The organism is Actinoplanes sp. NPDC019969 (assembly GCF_055562375.1).
Window position 1 is genome coordinate 26,716 of record NZ_JBVHFK010000027.1, and the last position, 24,409, is coordinate 51,124.

Sequence of the window (24,409 nt, forward strand, 5' to 3'; positions counted from 1 at the left end):
CCGCCCGGCTGCAGGCCATCCACCGGCCGGCCGAGCAGCGGGGTCCGGATTGCCGCCGGGCCGCGAGGTGCGTCGTGAGGCGGGACGCGGGCGCGGCCTGCCGCAGCATCTCCTTGCGCACCTCGTCGAGCAGGTCCGGCATCGGCAGCCCGAGCGCCCGGCAGATCGCCGCGAGCACCTCCGACGAGGCCTCCTTGGTGCCGCGTTCCACCTCCGACAGGTACGGCAGCGACACCCCCGCCACGTCCGCGACCTCCCGCAACGTCCGGCCCTGGGCCTGCCGGATGCGCCGCAGCACCGCCCCGATCACCCGCCGCAACAGTGGCATGCCGGCTCCTCCCTCTGGTAGATGAGGCAATCATCATCGCCGTGCTAAGGTGGCGGCAACCGGATCCCGGATGCAGGCGCCTCTGATCGCCCCCGATGATCCAGATCTCCCGCCGTTCCCACGGCATCGAAGCACAACCCCGGTAATCCAGCGTTCCGCTGTCGACGCCGGCGTCTCGTGCGCACCCCACCTGAAGAGGCACCCATGAACACACCCGTAGACGCCGTGCTGGACATCTCCGGCAACCGGGCCTGGCTGCGCGACGACACCGTCCCGATCGGCGAGGTGCGCCGCCTGCGCCTGCGCCGCGGCGACCACCTCACCGGCACCCTGGTCGACAGCAAACGGCTGCACCTGACCGCTGTCAACGGCCGCCCGCCCGGCCCCCGGCACCCCGACTTCTACCAGCGCACCTCGGTGCACCCGCACGAGATGCTGCGCCTGGAGACCGACCCGCACCTGCTCACCACCCGGGTGATCGACCTGTTCACGCCGATCGGCAAGGGCCAGCGCGCCCTGATCGCCGCGCCACCGAAGGCCGGCAAGACGACCGTCCTGCAGGAGCTGGCCGGCGCGATCGCCCGCAATCATCCCGACTGCCACCTGATGGTGCTGCTGATCGACGAACGGCCGGAGGAGGTCACCGACATGCGCCGTACGGTCAAGGGCGAGGTGATCGCGTCCACCTTCGACCGGCCGCCGCAGGAGCACACCGCCGTCGCCGACCTGGCCGTCGAACGCGCGAAACGCCTCGCCGAACAGGGCGACGACGTGGTGCTGCTGCTCGATTCGCTGACCCGGCTGGCCCGCGCGCACAACCTGATCGCCCCGGCTCGCGGCCGTACCCTCACCGGCGGCCTCGACCCGTCCGCCCTGCACCCACCGAAACAGCTGCTCGGCGCGGCCCGGGCACTCGACGGCGGCGGCTCGATCACGATCATCGCGACCGCGCTGGTGGAGAACGGCTCCGCGATGGACACGCTGATCTTCGAGGAGCTGAAGGGCACCGGCAACGCCGAACTCAAACTGGACCGGTCGCTGGCCGAGGCGCGGATCTTCCCGGCGGTCGACATCGCCGCCTCCGGCACCCGGCACGACGAGCTGCTGCTGCACCCGGACGAGCTTCCGCTGGTCAGCCGCCTGCGGCGCAGCCTGTCCGGCACCGACCGCCGGGACGCCACGACGCAACTGCTGCGGGGCTTGCACGCTGCCCCGTCCAACGCGGCGTTCCTGCACAAGATCAAGACCACGCTTTCGTACGGGTGAACCCCACGAACCGTGGCCACCCCGCGAGGTGCCACCGGGCCGCATGCGAGGGTCCGGGTCACCCCGAGGTTCGCCAGCCGTCGCTGAGACCCGTCACCGCCCCGCCGAACCATGCCTGCGCGACGGCCCACGTCCCGCGGCACCCGCAACCCGGGCCCAGCCGTACCCCACACCCCCTAACCGCCCCTCAAAACCCACCTGAACGACGGCTCGCGCTCCGCACCGACCGCAACCCGCAGACCAGCCGTGCCCCCAGGCCCTCGCGACGCGGACGCCGCCCGTACCACGGGCCTTCCCGCCGGCCTCCGACGAAGCGGTGGATCTTGTGCGGCTGGCTCCCATGGCTGTCTCGACGGCCGGGAGACAGCTATGAGAGCCAGCTGGGGTTTTCCGCCGGCCTGAGACCAACCGGATACTCTTCGGGACGCGGGAGGCACGGAGTCGGGGGCGGCGTGGGGCTGCTCACGGCGTACCGCGGAAGGTCTCAAAGACCGCGCTCCCGGGCGATCCGCTCCACCTCGGCTTTCGCATCGGCCAGGGAGGCCCCGGTCCGCTCCCGGTACGCCTTGATCGCGTGGATCTTGCGGCCGTCGGTGAGGTGACGCACCACGTCCGGGTGGTCGTCGGACGGGATGTCGATCTCCAGGTGCTGCAGGACGGCGTCGAGTTTGCGGTCGATGACGGCCAGGCGTGCCCGGGTGCGGGCCCGGTCCCGTTCCGCTGTCACGCCCGGGAGCAGGAACAGCACCGGGATCAGGACGGCGAGCACGAACGCGGCGATGATGACGGCTTCCACAGTCACATGGTGCGCCCGGACGGTGGGTTGTGCGTGCCGTGGGAGCGCTTCTCCGGTCCGGCCCCGATAGGCTGCCCGGATGGTGGACGAGGCGGTGGTGCGCGAGTTGCTCGCGGCGATGCCCGTCGGTTTCACCTGGCTCGTGCCGGTGTACGCGGCCGACGGCTCCATCGAGGACTTCCGGGTCGCCGCGACCAGCGACCGGATGCGGGACATCTTCAACCGGGGCACGCAGCGTGTCGACAGCATGCTCCGCGAGCTGTACCCGACCTTGCCGGACGGTCCGCTGTGGCGGGTGTACGTCGAGGTGATGACCACCGGCACGCCGGGCCGGCTGGAGGAGTTCCGGTACGCGGAGAACCGCACCGGCGTGGTCGCCGACTCCCGTTTCGAGATCAGCGTCTTCCGGGTGCTGGGCGGTCTGCTGGTGTGGTGGCAGCGCGTCGACGAGCATCAGCGCCGCCTGGAGCACACCGAGGTGCTGGGCAATCTCGGCTGGTCGGAGTTCGACCTGACGACCGGCGTCTCGGAGTGGTCCCCGGGGATGTACCGGCTGTTCGGCCGTGATCCGGAGCTGGGTCCGCTGTCGCGGACCGACCAGGCGCGGGCGATGTTGCCGGAGGACCGGGGACTGGCCGAGGCGGCCTGGCAGACCTTGGACAGCGGGGCCACCTCGGACGTGACGGTCCGGTTCCGGATCGGTGGGAAGGTCAAGCACCTGCGGATCCTGTCGGACACCGCGCGGGATGCCGCCGGCGCGCCGGTGAAGATCTACGCCGTGGTGCAGGATGTCACGGCTCGGGTGGAGTACCGCACCGAGATCGACACGCTCAGCGACCGGCTGCGCAGCAAGGAGCTGACCGCGCTGGCCGAGCACCGGCTGGCCGGCCAGCTGCAGAACATGATCCAGCCGGTGCCGGCGGCGCCGTTCCCGCTGGCCGGCCTGGAGGCGATGGTGTCCTATCTGCCGGCCGAGCGGGCGGTGCAGGTGGGCGGCGACTGGTACCACGCGCAGACCCTGCCGGACGGCCTGGTCGCGCTGGCCATCGGCGACGTCGCCGGGCACGGCCTGGAGGCGGCCAGCGGGATGGCACATCTGCGGTTCGCGCTGGTGGCGTGGCTGTCGATCGGCATCCGGGAACCGGGCGAGCTGCTGCGCCACATGAACCGGCTGTGCGCCCAGCTCGGCATCACCGGCACCGCGCTGGTGGCGATCTACGACCCGCGGACCCGGGCGCTGCCGTGGGCGCGGGCCGGGCACCTGCCGCCGCTGCTGGGCCGGAAGGGCCGGGCCGCCGAGCTGGACCCGCCGCCGGGTCTGCTCCTCGGCGCCGAACCGGAGATCGACTTCACCACCGTGCACGCCCGGCTGGAGCCCGGCGACCTGGTGCTGTTCTTCACCGACGGCCTGGTGGAACGCCGTCACCTGGGCGGCGGCCGCACCGACGAGATCCGCGAGCACCTGTCGGCGGTCTCCGCCGATCCGGGCGCGGAGCCGCTGCCCCGCATCCACCGCATGCTGTACGCCCCGAGCCCCGACGACGACACCTGCACCCTCGCCGTCCGGGTCCTGGCCTAGCTAGCCTTCGACGATCCCGTGGCGGCCCATGATCGCCGCGCGCCGGGCATGGTTGACCGTACGGACCCGCCGGCCGATCAGGAACAGGTCGGCGAGCGTCCAGAGGCCGAGGCCGCCGAGCGTGAACAGCATCGCGATCGACCGCCCGGTGTCGCCCAGGTAGAACCGGTGCCCGCCGATGATCCCGGTCAGGCACCAGAGCAGGTACGCCGTCCGCGCATCCTTGCGTACCCCGTCGTACTCGAACTCGGCCCGCCGCGCGCGATACCGCATCTCGTCCATCGGCCCATCATGCGGCGGGGCCCGGCGAACCTACCCGCCGGGCCCCGCCGACGGAATCAGCGGACGTAGATGTTCGGCTTGGCCGGGGTGGTCATGCCGTTGCCGAGGAAGAAGCTCGGGTGCGGCGGCTGGTTGTAGGCGGTGTTCTGCCAGGCGACCGCGACCCGGTACTGCGCGTCGTGCATCAGCGTGGTGATCCGCCGGTCGGTGACCGTCGGGGTGCTGTAGATACGCAACGCCGACGAGTCGGACAGGCGCCAGACGATCTCCTCGCGCCAGTCGCCGAACAGGTCGCCGGAGACGGCCGGGGTCTGCTTGGTGGTGTTGTTGGAGGCCACCCCGGAGGCGGTCAGCAGCCGGGTGTCGGCGCTGGTGCCGTACTTGTCGACGCGGGTGGCGTCGACCAGCTCACGGACCGGGTCGGCGTCCCACCAGGCGAGGAAGTTGGTCGACGACGGCTTGCGGCCGACGTTGGCGCCGGTGGTGCTGGACAGGCCGCTCACCGACGACGACCAGGCCTCGGCTCCGGCGCTGCCGGCGTAGACGTCGCCGGCGACCGCGCGGCCGTTGTCGCAGCCGCAGGAGGGGTGCGACCAGATGACCGCCCCGGTCCGCCCGTCGAGCATCGCGTCGGTCGGCTGCGTCGTGGACTCGGACGGCCGGTACACCTCGATGCCGGGACGGGACGGGATCAGGTCGCCGACGTGCAGTGAGTCACCGTGGCCGAGACCCGTACGCCACATCAGTCTGCCGTCGTCGTTGATCGCCGCGGCGCCGTAGATGATCTCGTCCTTGCCGTCGGCGTCGGTGTCGGCGATCGACAGGTTGTGGTTGCCCTGGCCGTACGCCCCGGTGTTGCTGTTGCCGGAGTCGTAGGTCCACCGGCTGGTCAGCGTGCCGTTGCGGAAGTCCCAGGCGGCGATGACGGCCCGGGTGTAGTAGCCGCGGGCCATGATCAGGCTGGGCCGCTGCCCGTCGAGGTACGCGGTGGCGGCGAGGAACCGGTCGACCCGGTTGCCGTACGAGTCGCCCCACGACGACACGGTCCCGCGGGCGGGCGTGTAGTTGACGGTGGACAGCGCCGCGCCGGTCCGGCCGTTGAACATGGTCAGGTACTCCGGGCCGGACAGCACGTACCCGGAGGAGTTGCGGTAGTCGGCGGTCGACGAGCCGATCACCTTGCCGGCGCCATCGATGGTGCCGTCTGCCGTCTTCATGGCGATCTCGGCGTTGCCGTCACCGTCGTAGTCGTACACCTGGAACTGGGTGTAGTGCGCGCCGGCACGAATGTTCTTGCCCAGGTTGATGCGCCACAGCCGAGATCCCTGCAAAGAATAAGCATCAATATAGACATTGCCGGTATATCCGGACTGGGAGTTGTCCTTGGCGTTCGACGGATCCCACTTGACGAAGATCTCGTAGACCCCGTCACCGTCCACGTCACCGACCGACGCGTCGTTGGCCGAGTAGGTGTAGGCGACACCGTCCGGGGTCGTCCCGCCCGCCGGGATCGACAGCTTCACGTCCAGGTACCCGTTGCCGAACGTCAGCGACGCCGGCGAGGCGGCCTGCTCGACACCGTTGACCACGGCCTTGACGGTGTACAACGCGTTCGCCGCCGCCCCGGAGTCCAGGTAGTTCGTGGCGTTGGTGACCGGGGTGGCGTTGACCTTCACCCCGGCCCGGTAGACGTTGAAGCCGGTCGTGTACGCCTCGGTGCCGAGCAGCCGCCACGAGACCAGGTTGGCGCTGCCGGACCGTACGCTGATCAGCCCCCGGTCCAGGTCCTCCATCTGCCGGCCGCTCTGCGCCGGGGCGGTCGCCGTCGGCGTGGCCGTCGGGCCGGACACCTGGTTGAACGACCACTGCATGCGGGCGATGTCCGAGCAGGTCTCCTGAACGACCGGGTTGTTGCCGGCCGTCGAGCCGTCCTTGTTGCTGACACACAGCCCGGTGGCAGCGCTCTTGACCAGGAACTTCCCGGACGCCGCGGTGGAGGCGGCGAACGTCCAGAGCTGGTTGGTCTTGGTGCCGTCGCCACAGCCGTACTGCTGCAGCTGGGTGCCGGACACCGTCGACGAGCTGGGCACGTCGATGCACCGGCCGCTGTTGCCGTTGACCAGGTTGCCCTGACCGGCCACCTTCCACTGCTGGCCGGTGGCCGCGCTGTTGCAGGCCACCTGGACGAGCAGCGCCGAGTTGGCGGTGGACGCGCCGGTGACGTCGGCGCACTTGCCGCTCGCGCCGTTGGCCAGGGTGTACACGCCGCCGGTGACCGGGGTCGCCGCCGCGGCCGCCGGGATCATGGACACCGCCACGATGCCGGCCGGCACGGCGACCGCCAGGACGCCGGCAGCCGTCAGTGCCCGGCGCCGCCGCCGGGTACTCGCTGAGGACATGGTGTTCCTTTCGCATGGGGATGCGGGGGATGGACACGGGGTCCACCCGGGTAGATGCCGCAGCCCACAGGCGATAACAGAAAAGATCTAAAGATTGAGGCAGATGCGTACGAGGGTGCCGCCGGGCACCGTGGTGGTGTGGACGGAGTCGCAGACCAGCTCGACGATCGCCAGGCCCCGCCCCCGAACCGCCTCGGCGGACGGCATCGCGCGGCCGAACGGCCGGCCCTCGCCCTGGTCGACGACGTCGCAGACGAGCTTGCCGTTCTCGGTCCAGAGCCGGATGTGGCCGCCGCCGGAGGTGTGCTGAAGCGTGTTGGTGGTCAGCTCGCTGACGGCGAGGGTGAGCACGTCGACGCGGGTGGGCGGCAGGCCGAGCGCGAGCGCTCGCTCGGTGACGAAGGCCCGCACCCGGCGCAGGTCGTCGGGGACGGCGTACGACATCCCGTCGGTGACGTCAGGCATGACGGCGCTCTTCGGCCGGGGCGCGCAGCAGCGAGTCGAGGCCGGTCATCGCGAGGACCCCCGCGACCGGCCCGGCCGCGTTGGTGACGTAAACACGGCCGCCGCTGTGCTTGGCCGCGTGATGTGCGGTGATCAGGCTGTGCACTCCGCTGGAGTCGAGGAAGGTGAGGCCGGCCAGGTCGACGAAGACGGCCCGGGCGCGGTGCACCGCGTCCAGCAGGACGGCGGTGAGATGCTCCCGGGCGCTGAGGTCGCACTCACCGGCGAGGGCCACCGTGATCCGGCCGCTCCCACCGGAGGTCCTCGCCTCGAAGTTCGCCATCGACTGCCGTGTCCTTCCCGCGGGCGTACGCGTGCCCCGGTCATCATGTCATCCCGGGGACCGGTTCGGCGCTACCGCCGGTCACCCCGTGCGGGGGAAGCTGCCGACCAGGGCGGCGAGTGCGTTCGAGGGCGGAACGGCGAAGGCCGCCGCGCGTACGAAACGCGCGGCGGCCTTCGGCGGTGCGGATCAGGCCTGGCCGGCCGCGTCGCCGCAGATCGTGTCGATCAGCAGGCGGGTGACGATGTACGGGTCCACGTTGGCGTTCGGGCGGCGGTCCTCGAGGTAGCCCTTGCCGTCCTTCTCGACCTGCCACGGGATACGCACCGACGCGCCACGGTCCGAGACGCCGTAGCTGTACTCGGTCCACGGGGCGGTCTCGTGCAGACCGGTCAGACGCTGGTCGATGCCGGCGCCGTAACCGTCCACGTGCTCCTGACGCTTCTTGCCGAGGGCCTCGGCGCCCGCGATGATCGCGTCGTAGCCCTCGCGCATGGCCTTGGTGGAGAAGTTGGTGTGCGCGCCGGCGCCGTTCCAGTCGCCCTTGACCGGCTTCGGGTCGAGGGTGGCGGAGACGCCGTGCTTCTCGGCGATGCGGTACAGCAGCCAGCGGGCCACCCACAGCTCGTCGGCGACCAGCGGAGCGCCGACCGGGCCGATCTGGAACTCCCACTGACCGGGCATGACCTCGGCGTTGATGCCGGAAAGGTGCAGGCCGGCGGCGAGCACGGCGTCCATGTGCTCCTCGACGATCTCGCGGCCGAAGACCTCGTCCGCGCCGACGCCGCAGTAGTAGCCACCCTGCGGGGCGGGGTAGCCGCCGCCGACCGGGAAGCCCAGCGGGCGGCCGTCCTTGAAGAAGGTGTACTCCTGCTCGATGCCGAAGATCGCCTCCTGGTCGGCGTACTTCTCGGCGACCTCACGCAGCGGGGCGCGGGTGTTCGTGGGGTGCGGCGCGCCGGTGATCAGCTCGACCTCGCACAGCACGATGATGTTGTCGCCGCCGCGCAGCGGGTCCGGACAGATGAAGACCGGCTGGAGCACGCAGTCCGACTTGTCGCCGGGCGCCTGGTTGGTGCTGGAGCCGTCGAAGCCCCAGATACCGGGCTTCTCGCCGTCGGCCAGGATCTTGGTCTTCGAGCGCAGCTTCGCGGTGGGCTGCGTTCCGTCGACCCACAGGTATTCGGCCTTGACCGCCATCGTCCTAATTCTCCTCTAACAGGGGTACTCGGGGCGTACTCCGCCTAGCCTGGATAGACCCGATGAATACCCGCTAAACCCAGGCGCGGCGCCAGAAGGCTAACCCCCGCAGATCAATTCCATGTTTCCGTTCCCGCACCTCGGACGCGTGATCCACGTAACCTTCAGCAGTTTTTCGCCACTGATAACAGTTCATTTCGGACCTGTGTGACGTGCGACTCGTCCCAGGACGCGGCCCGGGCCGCCAGATAGAGCGTGTTGATCGGCGGGTCCTCGGCAGGCATCAGATCCACCAGCTGCCCTGTCCGGTCATCGGCGAAGAAGTACTCGGCGTAGGTCCGCAGCAGCACCTTTTCCGCCGCGGCGACGACCTTCGGATTCCAGACGGCCGCGCGCTCGCCCGGAGCGCTGACCGGGCAGCCGATCTCCTGCCACCGATCCGCCAGGATGCTGCGGAGCTCCCCGGTGGTGCAGCCCGACGGTATCGACCCCCGGGCATACGGGAACGTTCCCGGCGGTAACCGGGCCGTCCGCCATTGCGGCGACGAGGTCGCGATGCCGTAACCACCGGGAACCGACTGGCAGTCACCGGGTTCGATGACTCATGCGGCCCGTAGCTCCTGAAACCGGTGCAGGCGCTTACGCACCCTCGGCGTCAAGTTCCGCCATGCCCGTTTGCGCCGGCTGGTCCTGACAGCGCCGTCGGTCAGGCGCCGGAAGCGGGCCTCGCCAGCCTTCCCTTCTCATCGGAGGCGGATGGGCGAGGCCGTCGGCCAGCCCGTACAGGGTCAGCGGTGCTCGCCCGGTTCGACGTCCGGATAGGCGTACAGTTCGGCGAGCCGAGCACGGGCGGCGTGCAATCGGTCGGCGAGTACGGTGAGGAACCGGGCGTTGAGGTCCCGACCGACTTGCGGATCGCCGGCGATCATGTCGCGGACCTTCGCGGCGTCGAACTCGATGGCGTGAATGTCCTCCGCGACCACCGCCCCGAACCGCCACCGGTACGGAGCGACCAGCCACGACCAGCCGGCGACCGATCCCTGCCGCAGGCGTTCGACGACGATGTCACCGCGGCCCGGCACCGCGAAGTCCAGGGCGACCACGCCGGAGTTGATCAGCCAGAACTTGTTCGCCGCGTCGCCGGCGCGGAACAGCCGGACCTGGCCGGCGTGGAAGACCGGCCGACCGTGCAGGGCCCACCGGTGCAGCCATGCGGTCGGCAGGTCAGCGGCGAAGTCGTGCATCGCCAACTGGCCGAAGACACTCAACGAAGGCATGGCATCCCTCTCTGTCGGGCGAAGCCGCGTGATGGCGCGGGTTCGGTATCCGGTGGTGTTCAGGCGATACCGAAGGCGGCCGTCGGCTGACGGTCATCCCACACCCAGGTGATCGCGTTGACGACCGACACCACGCCGGGCACCTGCCGGGTGACGTGATCGGCCGCGTCCGCGGTCGACGCCTGGTCGACGCGGCCGGTGAGGGTGACGACGCCACCGCTGACCTGCACGTCGACATCGTCGACCCCGTGACCGAAGTAGGCCGCCAGCATGCCCGAGAGCACGTCGTCGCGGATCTCGTCGTCGGGACGCAGATGCGCCTTCAGCAGGTCGCTGCGCGCGACCACGCCGACCAGACGCCCCAGGTCGTCGATGACGGGCAGACGCTTGACGTGCTCGGCGTTCATCAAACGTGCCGCGGCCGCGATCGACATACCGGACAGTGCCACCACGGGTGGCGCACTCATCAGGTCCGCAGCGGTCCCGACCGTCGCCTTCGCCCGCTCGGTACGCCGCCGGCGGCCCTCGAACATCCGGGGCCTCTCATCACCCGCATACTCGATCTTACGGAGCAGATCGGCCTCGGACACGAGCCCGGCCACGCGCAAATCTTCGTCCACGACGGGGACCGCGCTGATCCGGCGGCCGATCAGCAGGTCGACGACCTCACGGTACGAAGCCGACTGGCCAACGGTCACGACCGCGGTGGTCATCACGTCATCGACAGTCCATACCCGCATCATTTCGGACCTCCTCGTTACCTTCACGGTAAATCCCGGGGACCTGGCCGGACAGGACCGGCAGACCATCGCAGCAGGCCTTTCGGCCCGCGGCTCACACCGTGTGACGCCCCGCGGATCGCCGATCTGATGCGATGGCTGTTCGGCGCCGGGCCGTACCGTGCAATCCGACGCCGCCGCGCGAGGCGTGCGTTTACGGGTGGCGCAGCCGCAGCCCTGTTGGTGTTCGATGTCTCCACAGCCGTTTGCAACAGTCGGCGCACCGGCCTGAAGGTGCTGTTCATGTCCGGCTGCGCAGGAGCACGGCCTCTGCGCTGGGCGGTCGCGGCGAGCGTCAGCGGGTCAGCAGTGGAGGGCGTCCTGGAGGCGTTTCGCCTCGCGTACCAGCCGGGTGCCACCACCACGGTGGGCGACCTCGGCCAGCCCGGGAATCTGCTGTCGTGCGCCGACTGCCGCGGCGACCTGTGCGGCGAGCATGAGCAGATCCGGCAGCCCGCGTGGTGCCGGTGCGAGGAGGACCGGAACGGCTGCCGTCAGTAGTTCCCACACCGCGGCGGACGCGCCCGCGGCGTGGGCGTCGCCCAGGCCGGGCACCACCCGGGTCAGTTTGACGGTGCCGTCGCCGCACAGGTCGCCGAGGTCGGCGCCGAGCCGGGCCGCGAACGGGGCCGGGCCGGCGGCCAGGGTCAGGAACGCGTCCACGGCGGCGACCCGGTCGGTGTCGTGGCGGGCTCCCAGCCCGTAGGCGACGGCGAGCGACATCGCCGGGCCGGGTGGGCCGCCGATGGTGCCGAGCAGCGGGAGCAGGCCGGCTTCCCCGCGATTGTCGAGGTCGGCGAGGGCCGCGATCCGGGGTAGTCCCCACGCCGCGATCACTTCACGGTGGTGGGGCAGCACCATGGTGCGCAGATCGGCGGCGAGGGTGGGTTCGCGGGCGAACCAGTCCGGCTCCGGTGGGTGGGTCAGGGTGACGAGCCGGGGTTCGAGGCGTAGGTCGCGTATGCCGGTGGGAGCGAGGTTGGCCAGCACCCGGCGTGGCGCGAACGGTGACGTGGCGGAGAGCCGGAACGTCGGCCCGGAGCGTTGTTCCCAGCGGGTGCTGATCGGATCGGGCAGTCCGCCGGCGGTGATCCAAGCGGCGAACCGGTGGCCGGCGGGGCTGGTCAGCCTCGCCGCCCGGGCCGCCAGGTCGCCGGCGACGGTCCGGGGCGTGCGCAGCAGCGCCTGTTCCAGGTCCAGCGGCCAGGGCTGCCAGCCGTCGGCTTCGGCGCGGCACAGCCGGTCGAACAGCGTCTCGGCGTCGAGGTTGCCGTCGACGTGGGTCGGGGTGGACACCAGCATCGGGACCGGTGCGGCCGCGACGTTCATCGCGATCTCGCAGACGCGCAACGGCAGCACACCGTCCGGGCCGGTCGGCAGCACCGGTGTGTGCGCGGGGACGTGCCCGCCGTCCCAGGCCGCGCGGACGGCCTCGGTCATCCGTGCCCAGCCGGGGCCGGGCCGGCCGGGCCGCAGGACGGCATGGATCACCTCGCCGAGGAAACCGGCCGGCGCCTGGTGGCGCAGCGGGCCGACCCACAGCTGTGCCGAGCATCGTCTCAGTACCGGGTCGAGGACCGCGGCCAGGTCGTCGCGGGCGACGGTGGCACCGAGACCCACCAGAGCGGCGAGCACCCGTTCCCAGCGCACCGCCGACTCGTGGTGCACGATCGCGACGATCTCCTCGGCGAGTTCGGCGACGTCGGTGATCGACGGCGGGAACAGGGCCGGCGGTGGCGGTGAAGGCATCCCGGCCGGCGGCCGGACGACGGGCAGCGACGACGGGGCCGGGACGGGTGAGGGGGTGGCGGCCGGCACAGCCCCGAACAGTGCTGCCGCTCGGGCGGCGACATCGCCGGTGAGCACGGTGGCGGCCTGGGTGAGCCGGGCGGTGGTGGCGGTGTCGAGGCGGGTGCGGTGGCGTGCGATCGTCGCCAGGGCCCGGTCCTGGATGTCGAGGGCCGGGTGTTCGAACGCGGCGGCGGCCGTCTCGAGCACCTCACCGGCCCGGCCCGCCTCGCGGACGGCCACCTTGCCCAGCCAGGTCAGTTGCGCTTTCACGAGGGCTTTCTCCGGGCGGCGCAGGGCGCCCCCGCTCGCCTCGAGCAGCGTGTCGAGGTCGAGCCGGCCGGCGGCGTCGACGGCGAGCAGGGCCCGCTGCGCGACACCGGCGACCGCCGGCGGGGCCTCGGCGAGGATCCGGGTGAGCTCGGGCAGGAAACCGGCCAGTTTGTCGACGGTGGGTGCGAGGGTGTCGAACTGCACCACGAAGGGCCTCAGGGCCGCCGCCCGGTCGCCGCGGGCGAGCCTGTCGACGGTGGCGGCCAGGATCCGGCGCCGGTCGAGGCGGCCCTCGGCGACCAGCTCGGCCACCACCAGCGGCAGGACCGGCCGGGGATCGTCACGGTCGGCGGTCGCGTCCCAGGACTGCTGGGCCACCGCGTCACCCAGGCCGTCGATCTCGAAGACGGCGGGCAGCAGCAGGTCCAGCCACGGGTCGTCACGCAACCGGGTCGCCAGCGGCGGGCGCCGCCCGAAGCCGCGGGGCCGCAGCAGCTCCCGGAGCCAGCCCCGCACGACACCTTCGGTGACCGGCGGCACCGCACCGGCCTCCAGCAGCAGGGCCGAGGTCAGCCACCAGCCGCCGCCGGAGGCCGGCAGGCGCTCGGTGAGCCGGACGGCGAGCTCGCCCAGCCACGGCAGCGCGCGGGCCCGGATGACCCGCAGCAAAGGTTCGGGGTCGTGGACGGCGGAGTTCCACGCGGTGCGCAGCTGTGGCCGGGTCAGCAGGGCGACGACGCGGGCGGTGGACGGCATGCAGGCGAGAGTGGCGAACACGTGCAGGGGCGCCGGGTCGCGGTCGAACGACAACCCGTTCGGACGGGCCAAAATCCGGTCCTGCACCTGGTCGGCGAAAGCGAGCCGCTGCTGCTCGCCGGCGGCGACGAACACGTCGGCGAGCTTGCCGAATGCTTTCCGCAGGCCGAGCTCCTCGACCGTCTCCCACTCCAGGCTCACACCGTCACCCACCCCATGCCGACCATGACGCCGACCGTAGCCGGTGGGTACGACAGTTAGCTTCGAAGATCGATTCGGGGCTTCGCAGGGTAGGTCGGGTCGGCGCTGCAAGTCCGGTACGAGGACGGCTCCAGCAGCGAACTACCCGTCGCTGGCACCCATGCCGGCATGATGGACCTGACCGGCGTGGATCTGCCGGACGACGCCGTGTACCACCTGTGCGGGCCGATCGCATTCCTGCAGGTGATCCGGTCCAGTCTGTTGCAACGCGGGTGTCGGTACGCGACATCCCGTACGAGGTGTTCGGCCCGGACCTGTGGCAGGCTGACCGGTGTAGGGGATTGTTGGCTAACGCTGCACCCGGCCCGGTAGTACGCCGCCGACGCGGGCACGAACGGCGTCGACGGCCTCCCAATCAGTCGCATCGAAACTGGTCAAGGCGGCCGGAAATACACCGTCCTGTTCCTTGAGGATGTGCACCCGCAGGTCCTGCAATACCGCCAGCAGCGCTCGCGGCCAGTCCGGGTCGGTCGGCACGCCGGTGGCGGCCGCACCGAGGACGGCCTCGACCTGGCGGTGTTCGGCACGGAGAACCGCCACCTGATCGGGAAAGTCCGGGGCCAGCAGAGGGAACAGTCCCTCCTCCTCCACCTCGGTGTGCGGGCGGAGGATCTCGCTGATACGCCGGGCCAGCTCGGCCATCGCGGCCACGTCCCCGGCCGTATGAGCGGCTCGCACGTGCGCCATCAGGCCGACGACCTCATCGTGTTCCCGGGTGAGCTCGCCGATCGCGGCGACCTCCTGGCAGCCGCAGTACTCACACATGAGCGATCTTGCCGCCGCTGCTGCGGTCCCGGCCGACCGACAGAATGTCCAGTAGCAGCGCGGCCAGGGCGACGACGGCGAGCAGGGCGAGGCCGAGAGCGTACGACTGGAACTGGCCGTAGATCGTGCCCATCACCAGGGGCGGCACGAACCCGCCGAGGCCACCGGCCGCACCGACGACACCGGTGACCGAGCCGACCTGATTGGCCGGGGCGACCTGCGCGACCAGAGCGAACGTGGCGCCGCTGCCGGCACCGAGGGCAGCCGCCATGGCCAGGAACGCGATCGTGCCGATCGGTGCGAGGCCGGGAGTGAAGGACTGCACGACTGCCCCGGCGATGACCACGAGAAGGGATGCGGCCAGTACCCGGCTCGGCGCGACCTTGTCCGACAGCCAGCCACCGACGGGCCGCATGATCACCGCGAGCAGCACGAACCCGGCCATCCGGTTCGCGGCGTCGGCCTGGGTCAGCCCGTAGGCGGTCTTCAGGTAGGCGGGCAGGTAGACGGAGAACGCGACGTAGCCACCGAAGGCGACGGCGTACAGGGCCGATGCCTGCCAGGTGATCCTCAGGCGCATGGTCGCCGCAAGCCGCTGAGCCAGTGGTGCGGTCGGCACCGGCCGGTTCGGGGCGTCGCGCAGCAGCGCCCACGCGAGCCCCGCATAGGCGGCGAGGACACCGGCGGTGATCAGGAACGGGGTGCTGGTGGTGCCCGCGTCGACGAGTTTGACCGTGGTCAGCGCGCTGATCGCGGTGCCGCCCATGCCGGCGCCGAACACTCCGACCGCGAAGCCCCGCCGGTGCGGCGGGAACCAGGCGTTGACGAACGGGACGCCGACGGCGAAGGCGGTGCCGCCGATGCCGAGGAAGAACCCGCCGATCAGCAGCGCGGCAAGCGAGTCGTGCCCGAACAACCCGAGGTAGAGCACTGGGGCGATGGTCGTGAGCGATACCAGGGGGAACATGATCCGGCCGCCGAACTTGTCGGTCAGCGCGCCGACCGGGATCCGGCCGACCGAGCCGACCACCACCGGTACGGCGACCAGCAGCGCCTGCTGGAACGCGGTCAGTTCGAGGGCTGCGGTGAACCGGACCGCGAGCGGGCTGAGCAGCGCCCATGCCCAGAAGTTGACCGCGAACCCGGCCGTGGCAAGGGCCAGCATCAACCCGGGCCTGCCGGCAGCGCCCTGGTCTCGGGCCGTGCGGGCCGATGAGGTGCTCATGGGTTCTCTCCATGTGTCGAGGTCGGGAAACGACCGGCGATCCTCGGTACGCCGCTGCCGCCACATCCCAGGCCGCGTCGCGGCGACCTATGGGTCTGCAGATCAGCTTCCTTGACCGCAAGCCTGGCGCAGTAGGGACTTTGTACCCGCGCTGCCGGGATGCATGTAGACCTTTGATCCGCACACGTCACCACGGCGGGGAGGGGCGGGCAGCCTCGTACACATTCTGCAGGTCAGCGGCCGCGATGTCCTCGCCGCTGGCAAGAAGCCCACGTCCCCACCAGGCCAGATCATCCGATGGATTCCGAAACCGAGGCCTCGCCCTCGTCGGCATTCGCGCGAAAAGCCGTGATCGGGTTGCGGCCCGGGCCAGTCGGGACGAATGTTGTCGACAAGGTCATCTGAGCCGGGGGTGAGGCGTGACGGAAACCGTAAGCGCGGCCGAACGGGCACTGCTGGGAGTCGGAGGTCTGCTCCGGCGGGCCGAGGTCTCCCCCGACCGGCGTTCGCTGTATCAGATCGGTGGTCGGGAGGCGGACGCCTTCTACCGGGATCGCTGGTCGTACGACAAGGTGGTCCGGTCCACTCACGGCGTCAACTGCACCGGGTCGTGCTCGTGGAAGGTGTACGTCCGCGACGGCATCATCACCTGGGAGCAGCAGCAGACCGACTATCCCAGCACCGGCCCGGACAAGCCGGAGTACGAGCCGCGGGGTTGCCCGCGTGGTGCGGCGTTCTCCTGGTACACCTACTCGCCGACGCGCGTGCGATATCCATACGCCCGCGGGGTCCTGGTCGAGATGTTCCGGGAGGCGAAGAAACGTCTCGGTGACCCGGTCGCTGCGTGGTCGGACATCCAGACCGACCCGATCCGGCGGCGCACCTATCAGCAGGCCCGTGGCCAGGGCGGCCTGGTCCGCGTCTCCTGGGACGAGGCCCTCGAGATGGTCGCGGCCGCGCACGTGCACGCGATCAAGGAGTACGGGCCGGACCGGATCGCCGGTTTCTCGCCGATCCCGGCCATGAGCATGGTGTCGCACGCCGTCGGCGCCCGGTTCATGAGCCTGATCGGCGGCACCATGCTGTCGTTCTACGACTGGTACGCGGACCTGCCGGTGGCCTCCCCACAGGTGTTCGGGGATCAGACCGACGTGCCGGAGTCCGGCGACTGGTGGGACGCCTCCTATCTGATGATGTGGGGCTCCAACGTGCCGGTGACCCGCACCCCGGACGCGCACTGGATGGCCGAGGCCCGCTACCGGGGACAGAAGGTCGTCGTGGTGAGCCCGGACTTCGCGGACAACGTGAAGTTCGCCGACGAGTGGATGCCGGCCCAGCCGGGCACCGACGGCGCTCTGGCGATGGCGATGGGTCATGTGATCCTCAAGGAGTTCTTCGTCGACCGGCGTACGCCCCGGTTCGTCGACTACGTGCGCCAGTACACCGACCTACCGTTCCTGATCACCCTGGAGCCGGGGGCGGACGGGGCGTATCGGCCGGACCGGTTCCTCACCGAGGAGGATCTCGGCGGGGAGTCGGCGTTCAAGACGGTGCTGTGGGACTCGGTCACCGCTGCGCCGGCGGTCCCGCGCGGCAGCCTCGGCCACCGCTTCGGTGAGCCCGGCGAGTGGAACCTCGACCTCGGCGACCTGGAACCAGTGCTGACATGCCTGGAGACCGGGGCGACGGCCGAGGTGGAGCTGCCGCGCTTCGACACCGATGAGCCCGGTGTGCTGCGTCGTGGTGTGCCGACCCGCACGGTGGGCGGGAAGCTGGTGACCACGGTCTTCGACCTGCTGCTCGCGCAGTACGGAGTGTCCCGTGACGGGCTGCCGGGGCAATGGCCGTCCGGCTACGACGACCCGGCCGTCCCCTACACCCCGGCGTGGCAGGAGCCGATCACCGGCGTCCCCGCGGCGCAGGTGGCCCGGGTGGCGCGGGAGTTCGCCGACAACGCCGAACGCTCCGGCGGCCGGTCGATGATCCTGCTCGGCGCGGGCGTCAACCAGTGGTTCCACGGCGATGCCACGTACCGCGGCATCCTCGCGCTGGTGACGCTGACCGGATGTCAGGGGGTGAACGGCGGCGGATGGGCGCACTACGTCGGCCAGGAGAAATGCCGGCCGGTCACCGGCTGGCAGCAACTCGCCTTCGCCCTCGACTGGGTCCGCCCGCCCCGGCAGATGATCGGCACCGCGTACTGGTACACCCACACCGACCAGTGGCGCTACGACACCTACTCCGCCGACACGGTCTCCTCACCGACCGGCAACGGCGCGTTCGCCGGCAAGCACACCATGGACCTGCTGGCCCAATCGGCGCGGCTCGGCTGGATGCCGTCCATGCCGACCTTCGACCGCAACCCCCTCGACCTGGCCGACGAAGCCGGCGCCAACCCCGGCGAGCACGTCGCGCAAGCCCTGCACGACGGCCGGCTGGGATTCGCCTGCACCGACCCGGACGACGAGAGGAACTGGCCCCGGGTGTTCACCGCCTGGCGGGCCAACATCCTCGGATCGTCAGCGAAGGGCAACGAGTACTTCCTGAAACACCTGCTCGGCACTCGCTCGAACCTGCGCGCCACCGACGCCGGGCCGGAACACCGGCCCAAGGACGTGAAGTGGACCGAGCAGGCGCCGGAGGGCAAGCTGGACATGATGGTCAGTCTGGACTTCCGGATGACCTCGACGACGCTGCTGTCGGACGTGGTGCTACCGGCCGCCACCTGGTACGAGAAACACGATCTGAACACCACGGACATGCACCCGTTCATCCACGCGTTCACTCCGGCGATCAGCCCGCCGTGGCAGACCCGTACCGACTTCGACATCTTCCACGGCCTCGCCAAGGCATTCTCCGCAATGGCCAAGACCCACCTCGGGGTACGGAAAGACCTGGTGGCGGCCCCGCTACTGCACGACACGCCGGACGCCATGGCCACCCCGCACGGCCGGGTCCGCGACTGGAAGACCACCGGCGAGATCCCGGTGCCGGGTAAGACGATGCCGAAGATCGTGGTGGTGGAACGCGACTACGGCGCGGTCGCCGACAAGCTCGCCGCGCTCGGGCCGTTGCTCGACAAGCTCGGCACGACCGTCAAGGGCTACTCGGTCGACGTCAACCCGGAGATCGACTATCTGCGGCACAAGAACGGCGCCGTCCGCGGCGGAGTCGCCGACGGCCGGCCCGCACTGACGAAAGATGTGCACGCGTGCGAGGCGATCCTGGCGCTGTCCGGCACCACCAACGGCCGGGTCGCCACTGAGGGCTTCCACGACGTGGAGAAACGGACCGGGGTGAAGCTCGCCGACCTGTCGGCCGAACACGAGGGCAAGCAGATCACCTTCGCCGACTGCCAGGCCCGGCCGGTCCCGGTGATCACCAGCCCGGAGTGGTCCGGCAGCGAGACCGGCGGGCGCCGCTACTCACCGTTCACCATCAACGTCGAACGGCTGAAACCCTGGCACACACTCACTGGCCGGCAGCATTTCTACGTCGCGCACGACTGGATGCACGAGGCCGGGGAGACGCTGCCGATCTTCCGGCCGCCGCTGAACATGCATCGCCTGTTCGGTGAGCCGCAGCTGGGCCGCAACGGCGAGCTGGAGATCACCGTGCGGTACCTGACGCCGCACTCGAAGTGGTCCATCCACTCGGAGTACCAGGACAACCTGATCATGCTGACGTTGTCGCGCGGCGGGCCGACGATGTGGATGAGCGAGGCCGACGCGGCGAAGATCAAAGTGGCGGACAACGACTGGATCGAGGCGGTCAACCGTAACGGTGTGGTGGTCTGCCGGGCCATCGTGTCGCACAAGATGCCCGAAGGCACCGTGTACTTCTACCACGCTCAAGAGCGTGTCATCGACGTGCCGAAGGCCGAGGTCAACGGCCGGCGCGGCGGCATCCACAACTCGCTGACCCGGTTGCTGGTCAAACCCACCCACATCATCGGCGGGTACGCCCAGCTGTCGTTCGCCTTCAACTATCTCGGCCCGACCGGTAACCAGCGCGACGAGGTCACCGTGATCCGCCGCCGTTCGCAGGAGGTGGAGTACTGATGCGCGTGATGGCACAGGTCGCCATGGTGATGAACCTGGACAAGTGCATCGGCTGCCACACCTGCTCGGTGACCTGCAAGCAGGCGTGGACCAACCGCTCCGGCGTCGAGTACGTCTGGTTCAACAACGTCGAATCGCGGCCCGGACAGGGCTACCCGCGCACGTACCAGGATCAGGAGAAGTGGCAGGGCGGCTGGGTCCGTACCGCCACCGGCCGGCTCAAGCCCCGTTCCGGCGGCCGGATCAAGAAGATGTTCACCATCTTCGCCAACCCGAAGCTGCCGTCGATGCAGGACTACTACGAGCCGTGGACGTACGACTACGAGCACCTGCTCACCGCACCCGCCGGCGAGGACCTACCGGTGGCCCGGCCGAAGTCCCTGTTGACCGGCCAGGACACGAAGGTCACGTGGTCGGCGAACTGGGACGACTCGCTGGGCGGTGGTAACGAGGTCCTGGTGGCCGACCCGATCCTGCAGAAGGTGTCGGATCAGGTACGCCAGGACTACGAGAAGGCGTTCCTGTTCTTCCTGCCGCGCATCTGCGAGCACTGCCTCAACCCAGCGTGCGCCGCGTCGTGCCCCTCCGGCGCGATCTACAAGCGGGCCGAGGACGGGATCGTGCTCGTCGACCAGGACCGGTGCCGGGGCTGGCGGATGTGTGTGACCGGGTGCCCGTACAAGAAGATCTATTTCAACCATCGCACCGGCAAGGCCGAGAAGTGCACCTTCTGCTTTCCTCGCATCGAGATCGGACAGCCGACCATCTGCTCCGAGACCTGTGTGGGCCGGTTGCGCTACATCGGCCTGATGCTCTACGACGCCGACAAGGTCGCCAAGGCCGCCGCGGTCAAGAACGAACACGACCTGTACGACGCACAGCGCTCGGTGTTCCTCGATCCGAACGATCCCGCCGTGGCCGCCGCGGCCGAACGCGCCGGGATCCCAGCAGACTGGATCGACGCGGCGAAACGGTCGCCGGTCTGGGACCTGATCATGAAGTACGAGGTGGCGCTCCCGCTGCATCCGGAGTACCGCACCATGCCGATGGTCTGGTACATCCCACCGCTGTCCCCCGTCGTGGACGTGCTGCGCGAGACCGGCCACGACGGCGAGGACCCGCACAACCTGTTCGGCGCCGTGGACGCGCTGCGCATCCCGATCGACTACCTGGCCGGGCTGTTCACCGCGGGCGACCCGGAGCCGGTCCGGGCAACCCTGAACCGGCTCGCCGCCATGCGCTCCTACCAGCGGCGCATCAACCTCGGCGAGAAACCCGACGACTCCATCCCGGCCGCCGTGGGCATGGCGCCGGACGAGATGAACGACATGTACCGGCTGCTCGCGATCGCCAAGTACGAGCAGCGGTACGTCATCCCGGCCGCCCACGCCGAGGACGCCCACCGCCTGGAAGCCGTCGGTTCCGAGTGCTCCCTGGAGTACGAGGGCGGGCCCGGCATGTACCAGACCGGCCCGTTCGGGGAGGCGTCCGGCACACCCGTCCCGGTCCAGGTGGAGACGTTCCACATGCTGCGCAGTCGGCAGACCTCCGACGGGTTCACCGACGCCGGTGACGAGCCGCGGCGGGTCAACCTGCTCAACTGGGACGGCAACGGCCGTCCGGAGGGCCTGTTCCCGCCCCGACGCACCGACAGCGATCAGGAGAACACGCCGTGAGGGCCACGCCCGGATGGCGGCCGGCCGCTGCCCGCGCCGCGTCTCTGCTGCTGCGTTACCCGGACGACAGCGTCCACGCCGCCCTGCCACTGATCCTCGGCGCGCTGCCCGGACTGCCCGCCTCGGTCGCCGAGCCGCTCACCGTCGTAGCCCGGCACCACACCGATACAGAGATCGGCGCGCTCCGGACCGCATACGTGGATCTGTTCGACTTCCGCCGGCGCTGCTGCCTGCACCTGACCTACTACACGTGCGGCGACACCCGTAAACGCGGTGAGGCCCTCGCCGACTTCGCCGCCGTGTTCAAGGCGGCCGGCCTGGAGATCGTCGACGGAGAGCTACCCGATTACCTGCCCGCCGTCCTGGATCTCGCCGCCGAACACGACAGTGGCTGGCGACTGCTGCACGACAACCGGATCGGCCTGGACCTGCTCACCGCCTCCCTGCAACGCGACAACGCGGTGTACCGGCACGCCGTCGACGCGGTCCTGGCGATGCTCCCGCCGCCGGCGCCGGACGACCTGGCGGCGGCCGCCCGGCTGGCCCGCAACGGACCGCCCGTCGAACAGGTCGGCCTCGAACCTTTCGGACTCTCCACCATCAGCGGGGGACGCAGATGAACACCACCGACATCCTGCTCTGGGTGGTCTACCCGTACCTGTCGATCGCGGTCCTGATCGGCGGCACCATCTGGCGCTACCGTTACGACAAGTTCGGCTGGACCACCCGTTCCTCCCAGCTGTACGAGACCACCCTGCTGCGCTGGGCCAGCCCGATGTTCCACTTCGGGGTCCTGTTCGTACTGATCGGCCACATCGGCGGCCTGCTCATCCCGAAATCGTGGACCGAGGCCGCCGGCATCACCGAACACGCCTACCACCTGATGGCGGTCTTCGTCGGCACCGTTGCCGGACTGTGCACCCTGATAGGCATGGCGCTGCTCATCGCCCGCCGCCGCCTCACCGGCCCGGTGTTCGCCGCCACCACCAAGAACGACAAGGCCATGTACGTCGTCCTCGCCGCCGTGATCGGGCTCGGCCTGTGGGCAACCGTGAAGGCCAACATCGCCGGCGGCGGTTACGACTACCGCGAGACCGTCTCGCCGTGGCTACGGTCACTGTTCTACCTCCAGCCCGACGCCGCACTGATGACGGCCGTCCCCAACAGCTTCAAGATCCACGTGATCGCGGCGTTCGCACTGTTCGCGTTCTGGCCCTTCACTCGCCTCGTCCACGCGTTCAGCGCCCCCATCGGCTACCTCACCCGTCCGTACGTGGTTTACCGCTACCGTGACCCGCGGCCCGGACTGCGGCCGACCCGGCCGGGCTGGGACCGGCCCGCTGCTCCCAGCAGGCGATCCAGCGGCCGTTGAGCAGTCGGCCAGAGACGTCGGCACGCCCAACACCGCACTCCTGGTGACTTCCTGTGACGCTGAGCCGCCTCTCTGAAGTTCAGGCAACACCCGGGAGCGCGTGGGGCGTCACCGCCCGGACGACCTGCGCACAAGCTCGGCCGGCGGCAGGGGGTAATCCTTCTTTCGCTGCGGACCGCCGGGTGCCTCAATAGCATTCGATCAAGGTGACATCGCGATGAGAGGACTCTCTGTGACCGCCGTTTCGGAGAATCGGACCGCCCCACTCGAACACGATGAACTCGTTCAGAAGCTCGCAGCTCCGGACGACGCCGAGGTCGCCGGCCTCGACGCCTGGTGGCGGGCCAACAACTATCTGACCATCGGTCAGATCTATCTGCAGGGCAACCCGCTGCTGCGTGAGCCGCTGACATCCGAGCACATCAAGCCGCGCCTGCTCGGCCACTGGGGCACCAGTCCCGGCCTGTCGTTCATCTACGCCCACATGTCCCGGCTGATCAAGCACACCAACCAGCAGGCCATCTACCTGGCCGGTCCCGGTCACGGCGGCCCCGCCCTGGTCGCCGCCGGATACCTGGAGGGCACCTACTCCGAGGTGTACCCGAAGGTCAGCCTGGACGAGGGCGGCCTGCTCACGCTGTTCCGCCAGTTCTCCAGCCCCGGCGGCATCCCCAGCCACGTCAGCGTGACCACGCCCGGCTCCATCCACGAGGGTGGCGAGCTCGGCTATGCGCTGGTGCACGCGTTCGGCGCGGTCATGGACAACCCGGACCTGCTCGCGATCGCGGTGGTCGGCGACGGCGAGGCCGAGACCGGCCCGCTCGAGGGCTCCTGGAAGGGCGTCTCCTTCATCAACCCGGAGCACGACGGCGCGGTCCTGCCGATCCTGCACCTCAACGGCGCGAAGATCGCCGGCCCGACGGTGCTGGCCCGCAAGGACCCGGCCGAGGTACGCAAGCTGCTCGAAGGCCACGGTTATGAGGTCCTCGAAGTCGAGGGTGACGACGTGCCCGGTATGCACCACCGGTTCGCCGCAGTCCTCGCCGAAGCGTGGGGCAAGATCAAGGCCATCCAGACTGCGGCTCGCAACGGCAGTTGGGATGGCAAGCGCCCGCACTGGCCGTTGATCGTCATGCGAACCCCGAAGGGCTGGACCGGCCCCGACAAGATCGACGGGATCACCGTGACCGGCACGTGGCGCTCGCACCAGGTGCCGCTGTCGGGGGTCAAGGGCAACGAGGACCACCTGCGTGAGCTGGAGAAGTGGCTGCGGTCGTACCGTCCGGAGGAGCTCTTCGACGCCACCGGCGCCCCGGTCGACCAGGTCCGGTCGATCAACCCCGCCGGTGACCTGCGGATGAGCGCCACCCCGCACGCCAACGGCGGCCTGCTCACCCGTGACCTCGACATCCCCGACTTCCGCGACTACGCGATCGACGTGCAGCGCCCGGCGCAGGGCCGTGCCGAGTCCACCCGCAAGCTGGGCGAGATGATGCGCGACATCTACAGCCGCAACCCCGACCGGTTCCGGCTGTTCTG

The 24,409-nt window shown here is 70.0% G+C and carries 19 protein-coding genes and 1 pseudogene; 7 read left to right on the forward strand and 13 right to left on the reverse strand.

Going from position 1 to position 24,409, the window contains the following annotated elements; translation table 11 throughout:
- Positions 1–88: 88 nt before the first annotated feature.
- Positions 89–328, reverse strand: a pseudogene (locus ACZ3II_RS42495) (helix-turn-helix domain-containing protein); the annotation flags it as partial.
- A gap of 204 nt (positions 329–532) precedes the next feature.
- Here ACZ3II_RS42495 and rho point away from each other — a divergent pair.
- A complete protein-coding gene (gene rho, locus ACZ3II_RS42500) occupies positions 533–1,594 on the forward strand; it encodes a transcription termination factor Rho (protein ID WP_465526389.1) in 1,062 nt (353 codons plus the stop codon).
- Between the two features lie 484 nt (positions 1,595–2,078).
- Here the strand turns inward: rho and ACZ3II_RS42505 are convergent, their stop codons facing one another.
- Complete coding sequence (locus ACZ3II_RS42505; RefSeq protein ID WP_465526391.1) at positions 2,079–2,390, reverse strand: hypothetical protein; 312 nt, start codon at positions 2,388–2,390, stop codon at positions 2,079–2,081.
- A 79-nt stretch (positions 2,391–2,469) separates the two neighbouring features.
- On the opposite strand from ACZ3II_RS42505, the gene ACZ3II_RS42510 reads away from it, so the two are divergent.
- The gene (locus ACZ3II_RS42510) at positions 2,470–3,969 is read left to right on the forward strand and encodes a PP2C family protein-serine/threonine phosphatase (protein ID WP_465526393.1); all 1,500 of its coding nucleotides are present in this window, start codon (positions 2,470–2,472) and stop codon (positions 3,967–3,969) included.
- Here the strand turns inward: ACZ3II_RS42510 and ACZ3II_RS42515 are convergent, their stop codons facing one another.
- The 11 genes from ACZ3II_RS42515 to ACZ3II_RS42565 all read right to left on the reverse strand — a co-directional run bounded on the left by ACZ3II_RS42515 (position 3,970) and on the right by ACZ3II_RS42565 (position 15,761).
- Positions 3,970–4,251 carry a TM2 domain-containing protein gene (locus ACZ3II_RS42515; protein WP_465526395.1) on the reverse strand — a complete coding sequence of 94 codons (282 nt, stop codon included), beginning with the start codon at positions 4,249–4,251 and terminating at the stop codon, positions 3,970–3,972.
- A gap of 56 nt (positions 4,252–4,307) precedes the next feature.
- Positions 4,308–6,650 (reverse strand): rhamnogalacturonan lyase family protein, encoded by a 2,343-nt coding sequence (locus tag ACZ3II_RS42520; protein ID WP_465526397.1) that lies wholly within the window; start codon positions 6,648–6,650, stop codon positions 4,308–4,310.
- Positions 6,651–6,737: 87 nt separating this feature from the next.
- Complete coding sequence (locus tag ACZ3II_RS42525) at positions 6,738–7,115, reverse strand: ATP-binding protein (RefSeq protein WP_465526399.1); 378 nt, start codon at positions 7,113–7,115, stop codon at positions 6,738–6,740.
- A complete protein-coding gene (locus tag ACZ3II_RS42530; protein WP_465526401.1) occupies positions 7,108–7,437 on the reverse strand; it encodes an STAS domain-containing protein in 330 nt (109 codons plus the stop codon). Before ACZ3II_RS42530 ends, ACZ3II_RS42525 begins: the two co-directional genes overlap by 8 nt.
- Before the next feature lie 189 nt (positions 7,438–7,626).
- Positions 7,627–8,637, reverse strand: coding sequence for a glutamine synthetase GlnII (gene glnII / locus ACZ3II_RS42535; RefSeq protein WP_465526403.1), 1,011 nt, complete (start codon positions 8,635–8,637; stop codon positions 7,627–7,629).
- Between the two features lie 164 nt (positions 8,638–8,801).
- Entirely contained in the window at positions 8,802–8,987 is a 186-nt protein-coding gene (locus tag ACZ3II_RS42540; RefSeq protein WP_465526405.1) for a hypothetical protein, read from the reverse strand.
- 438 nt (positions 8,988–9,425) lie between these two features.
- On the reverse strand, positions 9,426–9,914 hold the full coding sequence (locus ACZ3II_RS42545) for a Crp/Fnr family transcriptional regulator (protein ID WP_465526407.1): 489 nt from the start codon (positions 9,912–9,914) through the stop codon (positions 9,426–9,428).
- Between the two features lie 59 nt (positions 9,915–9,973).
- Positions 9,974–10,627: a CBS domain-containing protein gene (locus tag ACZ3II_RS42550; protein ID WP_465526409.1), complete on the reverse strand. Its 654-nt coding sequence runs from the start codon at positions 10,625–10,627 to the stop codon at positions 9,974–9,976.
- A 369-nt stretch (positions 10,628–10,996) separates the two neighbouring features.
- Complete coding sequence (locus ACZ3II_RS42555) at positions 10,997–13,723, reverse strand: hypothetical protein (RefSeq protein WP_465526411.1); 2,727 nt, start codon at positions 13,721–13,723, stop codon at positions 10,997–10,999.
- Positions 13,724–14,059: 336 nt separating this feature from the next.
- Positions 14,060–14,536: a hemerythrin domain-containing protein gene (locus ACZ3II_RS42560; protein ID WP_465526413.1), complete on the reverse strand. Its 477-nt coding sequence runs from the start codon at positions 14,534–14,536 to the stop codon at positions 14,060–14,062.
- Positions 14,529–15,761, reverse strand: a complete 1,233-nt coding sequence (locus ACZ3II_RS42565; protein WP_465526415.1) for an MFS transporter — start codon at positions 15,759–15,761, stop codon at positions 14,529–14,531. The genes ACZ3II_RS42560 and ACZ3II_RS42565 overlap by 8 nt, the downstream gene beginning before the upstream one ends.
- A gap of 419 nt (positions 15,762–16,180) precedes the next feature.
- On the opposite strand from ACZ3II_RS42565, the gene ACZ3II_RS42570 reads away from it, so the two are divergent.
- From ACZ3II_RS42570 to ACZ3II_RS42590, 5 genes are all read left to right on the forward strand, one after another.
- Positions 16,181–19,822 carry a nitrate reductase subunit alpha gene (locus ACZ3II_RS42570; RefSeq protein WP_465526417.1) on the forward strand — a complete coding sequence of 1,214 codons (3,642 nt, stop codon included), beginning with the start codon at positions 16,181–16,183 and terminating at the stop codon, positions 19,820–19,822.
- The gene (gene narH, locus ACZ3II_RS42575) at positions 19,822–21,498 is read left to right on the forward strand and encodes a nitrate reductase subunit beta (RefSeq protein ID WP_465526419.1); all 1,677 of its coding nucleotides are present in this window, start codon (positions 19,822–19,824) and stop codon (positions 21,496–21,498) included. Before ACZ3II_RS42570 ends, narH begins: the two co-directional genes overlap by 1 nt.
- Positions 21,495–22,118, forward strand: coding sequence for a nitrate reductase molybdenum cofactor assembly chaperone (gene narJ, locus ACZ3II_RS42580; RefSeq protein ID WP_465526421.1), 624 nt, complete (start codon positions 21,495–21,497; stop codon positions 22,116–22,118). Before narH ends, narJ begins: the two co-directional genes overlap by 4 nt.
- Positions 22,115–22,870: a respiratory nitrate reductase subunit gamma gene (narI, locus tag ACZ3II_RS42585; protein ID WP_465526423.1), complete on the forward strand. Its 756-nt coding sequence runs from the start codon at positions 22,115–22,117 to the stop codon at positions 22,868–22,870. The genes narJ and narI overlap by 4 nt, the downstream gene beginning before the upstream one ends.
- Positions 22,871–23,087: 217 nt before the next feature.
- The coding region (locus ACZ3II_RS42590; protein WP_465526425.1) for a phosphoketolase family protein at positions 23,088–24,409 on the forward strand (1,322 nt) is incomplete at its 3' end.